We start from the raw sequence: 4,913 nt of genomic DNA on the forward strand, positions 1-4,913 counted from the left end.
TGAAAGCTGTGCTTGCCCAGGTCGATGCCGATAAGCATAACGTCTTGCATGATGGCCTCCGTCCAAAATGAAAACACCCTACAAGCTTAGTAACTTGTAGGGTGGAGGGTGACCATCTCATTAACGCCGGCATGAAGCCGGCGTTCCTGTCTGGAGCGGGCAGTCAGTTACGCCGCGAACGACTCCAGCGCCGCGTTGAAGGTCGCGCTCGGACGCATCACGGCCTTCACCTTGGCGTCATCCGCCTTGTAGTAGCCGCCGATGTCGACCGGCTTGCCCTGCACTTCCAGCATCTCGGCAACGATCTTCTGCTCGTTTTCCGCCAGCTGCTGGGCCAGCGGCGCGAACTTGGCTGCCAGTGCGGCATCCTCGGTCTGCGCGCTAAGCTCCTGCGCCCAGTACATCGACAGGTAGAACTGGCTGCCGCGGTTGTCGAGCTCGCCGGTCTTCGGCGACGGCGACTTGCGGTTGTCCAGCAGGCGGCCGGTAGCGGTGTCCAGGGTCTTGGCCAACACCTTCGCCTGGTTGTTGCCGGTCTTGATGCCCAGGTCTTCCAGCGACACGGCCAGCGCCAGGAACTCGCCCAGCGAATCCCAGCGCAGGTGGTTCTCTTCGACCAGCTGCTGCACGTGCTTCGGCGCCGAGCCGCCCGCGCCGGTCTCGTACATGCCGCCGCCGGCCATCAGCGGGACGATCGACAGCATCTTCGCGCTGGTGCCCAGTTCCAGGATCGGGAACAGGTCGGTCAGGTAGTCGCGCAGGATATTGCCGGTCACCGAGATGGTGTCCAGGCCGCGCGAGACGCGCTCCAGGGTGAAGCGCATGGCACGCACCTGCGACATGATCTGGATGTCCAGGCCGCTCGTGTCGTGGTCCTTCAGGTAGGTCTTGACCTTCTTGATCAGTTCATTTTCGTGCGGGCGGTACGGATCGAGCCAGAACACGGCCGGCATGCCCGAGTTGCGCGCGCGGGTGACCGCCAGCTTCACCCAGTCGCGGATCGGGGCGTCCTTCACCTGGCACATGCGCCAGATGTCGCCCTTCTCGACGTTCTGCGACATCAGCACTTCGCCGGTGGCGAGGTCGACGATGTTGGCCACGCCGTCTTCCTGGATCTCGAAGGTCTTGTCGTGCGAACCGTATTCCTCGGCCTGCTGCGCCATCAGGCCCACGTTCGGGACGGTACCCATGGTGCGCGGGTCGAACGCGCCGTGCCATTTGCAGAAGTTGATCACTTCCTGGTAGATACGCGCGAAGGTCGATTCCGGGATCACCGCTTTGACTTCCTTCAGGCGGCCGTCGGCGCCGTACATCTTGCCGCCGGCGCGGATCATCGCAGGCATCGAGGCGTCGACGATCACGTCGTTCGGCGAGTGGAAGTTGGTGATGCCCTTGGCCGAATCGACCATGGCCAGCGCCGGACGGTGCTCCTGGCAGGCGTGCAGGTCGCGTTCGATTTCTTCGCGCTGCGAGGCCGGCAGGTCGGCGATCTTGTTGTACAGGTCGGCCATGCCGTTGTTGACGTTGATGCCGAGGCTGTCGAACAGGGCGCCGTGCTTTTCAAACGCTTCCTTGTAGAACATACGCACGCAGTGACCAAAGACGATCGGGTGCGAGACCTTCATCATGGTCGCTTTCACATGCAGCGAGAACAGCACGCCGGTATTCTTGGCGTCTTCGATCTGCTTTTCGTAGAAGTCCAGCAGGGCCTTGCGGCTCATGAACATCGAATCGATGATCTCGCCGGCCTGCAGCGCGACCTTCGGCTTCAGCACGATGGTCTGGCCACTCTTGGTGACCAGTTCCATCTTGACGTCGCGGGCGCAATCCAGGGTCATCGACTTTTCGCCGTGGTAGAAGTCGCCGTGGGTCATGTGCGACACGTGGGTGCGCGATGCCTGCGACCACTCACCCATCGAGTGCGGGTTCTTGCGTGCGTATTCCTTGACGGCTTTCGGTGCGCGGCGGTCGGAGTTACCTTCGCGCAGGACCGGATTCACCGACGAGCCGATGCACTTGCCATACTTCGCCTTGACGGCCTTCTCTTCGTCGGTCTTCGGGTCGGCCGGGTAGTCCGGCAGGTCATAGCCTTTGGCCTGCAGTTCCTTGATGGCCGCGGTCAGCTGGCCCACCGAGGCCGAGATGTTCGGCAGCTTGATGATGTTCGCGTCCGGTTCCAGGGTCTTCTTGCCCAGCTCGCTCAAGGCGTCCGGCACGCGCTGTTCCGGCGTGAGGCGCTCGGGGAATTGCGCCAGGATGCGGGCGGCGACCGAGATGTCGCTCTGCTCGACCTTGATGCCGGCAGGCTTGGTGAAGGTGCTGACGACAGGCAGGAAGGCGTGGGTCGCCAGCAGCGGCGCCTCGTCGGTCAGGGTGTAGATGATGGTCGGATCACTGCTCATTCGCTTTTTCCTCGATGATCGCGCACTGGCGCGATGGCTGAAAACGGTGGTAACGGTCTGGCTCGGGTCTTGTGCCGAAGGCCGCGCTTTGCGAAGTCTTCTATAAGACATAAGACGGGCGTTTCACATTATGCACCAGTATTTTACTGTGCGCCACGGTTTTAGGATACCGGGGCCCGCCGCGGCGACCGCGCGCGCATCCGGAACGACAAACGACAAAACCCGCCAGGACCGAAGTCGGGCGGGTCTTGCTCTGCACAGAACTGCCTGCTGCGGCTAGCCAGCCGCACGCACCTCGCTCATTAAGCGGACAGTGCTTTCAGGGCAGCAGCCAGGCGGCTCTTGTGGCGCGCTGCTTTGTTCTTGTGGATGATCTTCTTGTCAGCGATGCTGTCGATGGTCGACACGGACTGCTGGAAGATGGTGGTTGCAGCGGCCTTGTCGCCAGCCTGGATGGCCTTGCGAACTGCCTTGATTGCGGTACGCAGGGTCGAGCGCTGTGCCGAGTTGTGTGCGTTTTGCTTAACTGCTTGACGAGCGCGTTTGCGCGCTTGTGCGGTATTTGCCATGAAATTTCCTAAATCGGGGTCAAGTTGCGTTTGCAAACATTAGCGAGTGAAACCGGCGCTCCTCATTTGTGTACGACGGGTGCCTGCCCAACGATTAGTGTCTGCTAACAGAATTCAGTACAGCCCACGATTATAGCGAACGAAAGCATTTAGGGCAATTCATAATTCAAACATTGTCGTCCGCGGGCACGTGCGGCCGCACTTTCCAGACTGTTGCCCACGTATAATTGCCGCCCATGAACCTGCTCCGTACTCTCGCTGCCATCTCCAGCATGACCATGGTGTCGCGCGTCACCGGCCTGCTGCGCGAAAGCCTGTTTGCCGCCGCCTTCGGCGCCTCGTATTTCACCGACGCCTTCAACATCGCCTTCCGCCTGCCCAACCTGCTGCGCCGCCTGTTCGCCGAAGGGGCCTTTTCGCAAGCCTTCGTGCCGATCCTGACCGAGTACAAGGGCAAGCATGGCCAGGAAGCGACCAAGACCCTGGTCGACCACGTGGCAACGGTCCTGATCTGGGCCACGCTGCTCACCAGCCTGGCCGGCATCCTGGCGGCCCCGGTGCTGATCTACCTGATCGGCGGCGGCCTGCAGAGCGAACCGGCGGCCTTCGACGCCGCCGTCTTCATGACCCGCCTGATGTTCCCCTACATCGCCTGCATGGCCTTCGTGGCCCTGGCCAGCGGCATCCTCAATACCTGGCGCCAGTTCAAGATCCCGGCCTTCACGCCGGTGCTGCTGAACCTGTCGTTCATCTTCGCCGCGGTAGTGATGGCGGACTACTTCGAGCAGCCGATCTATGCGATGGCGGTCGGCGTCTGCATCGGCGGCCTGCTGCAGGTGGCGATCCAGGTCCCGCCCCTGCTCAAGCTGGGCATGCTGCCGCGCCTGTCGCTCAATCCCCTGACCGGCCTGCGCGACGCCGGCGTGCACCGCATGCTGGGCAAGATGGGGCCGGCCGTGTTCGCCGTGGCGGCGGCCCAGATCAGCCTCCTGATCAACACCACCATCGCCGGCTGGCAGGGTCCCGGCGCGGTCTCCGCCCTGCAGTATGCGGACCGCCTGATGGAACTGCCTACCGCCCTGCTCGGCGTGGCGCTCGGCACCATCCTGCTGCCCGGCCTGGCCAAGGCGAACACCGATGGCGACACCCAGGAATACGCCTCCCTGCTGGACTGGGGCCTGCGCCTGACCTTCCTGCTGGCGATTCCGGCCGCCGTCGGCATGGCGACCCTGGCCGAACCGATGATCACCACCCTGTTCCACTATGGCGCGTTCGACGACGCCGACGTGCGCAAGGCCTCGCTGCCGCTGATGGCCTATGCCGCCGGCCTGCTCGGATTCATCCTGGTCAAGACCCTGGCCCCGGCCTTCTTCGCACGCCAGGAAGTGCGTACGCCGGTCAAGATCGCGGTGGGCGTGCTGGTCGCGACCCAGCTGATGAACATCGGCTTCGTGCCGCTGCTGGGGGTGGCCGGGCTGGCGCTGTCGATCGGCATCGGCGCCTGCATCAATGCGGCCTTGCTATACACGGGACTGCGTCGGCGCCGGATCTACGTGCCGCAGCCGGGCTGGGGCACCTTCCTGGCCAGGCTGCTGGTGGCGGCGGGCGTACTGGGCGCCGTATGCTGGTTCGGCCAGGCGCAGTTCGACTGGATCGCCATGCGCGCCACGCCGCTGCTGCGCGCCGGCGCACTGGCCGGCATCATCGCGGCGGCCGGCGCCGCCTACTTCGCCGTGCTGCTGACGCTGGGCTTCCGGCCGGGCGACTTCAAGCGCCGCGCCAAATAAGGCGCGGCCTTGCCTTGCTTTGTCTTGCCTAGGGTCTGTCTGACTGAGTTCAGGGAAGCCATAACATTATTGTCGCCACGATGACTGCGGCGAGGTAGTTATGGCCGCGCTTGTCGTAACGCGTTGCAACGGCGCGGAAGTCCTTCAGCCGGTTG

At 63.4% G+C, this 4,913-nt stretch carries 3 protein-coding genes and 1 pseudogene; 1 reads left to right on the plus strand and 3 read right to left on the minus strand.

Translation table 11 applies throughout. The features are described from left to right. Positions 1-167 precede the first annotated feature (167 nt). Positions 168-2,402 (minus strand): NADP-dependent isocitrate dehydrogenase, encoded by a 2,235-nt coding sequence (locus LE190_RS21265; RefSeq protein WP_225240585.1) that lies wholly within the window; start codon positions 2,400-2,402, stop codon positions 168-170. 302 nt (positions 2,403-2,704) lie between these two features. Further along, positions 2,705-2,971: a 30S ribosomal protein S20 gene (gene rpsT, locus LE190_RS21270; RefSeq protein ID WP_036216299.1), complete on the minus strand. Its 267-nt coding sequence runs from the start codon at positions 2,969-2,971 to the stop codon at positions 2,705-2,707. 236 nt (positions 2,972-3,207) lie between these two features. Between rpsT and murJ the strand changes: the two genes are divergently transcribed. Then, positions 3,208-4,758, plus strand: a complete 1,551-nt coding sequence (gene murJ, locus LE190_RS21275) for a murein biosynthesis integral membrane protein MurJ (protein WP_225240586.1) — start codon at positions 3,208-3,210, stop codon at positions 4,756-4,758. Positions 4,759-4,807: 49 nt separating this feature from the next. Here the strand turns inward: murJ and LE190_RS21280 are convergent. Beyond that, positions 4,808-4,913: pseudogene (locus tag LE190_RS21280) on the minus strand (IS5-like element ISDge16 family transposase); the annotation flags it as partial.

Source organism: Massilia hydrophila (assembly GCF_020208145.1).
GTDB lineage: Bacteria > Pseudomonadota > Gammaproteobacteria > Burkholderiales > Burkholderiaceae_D > Telluria > Telluria hydrophila.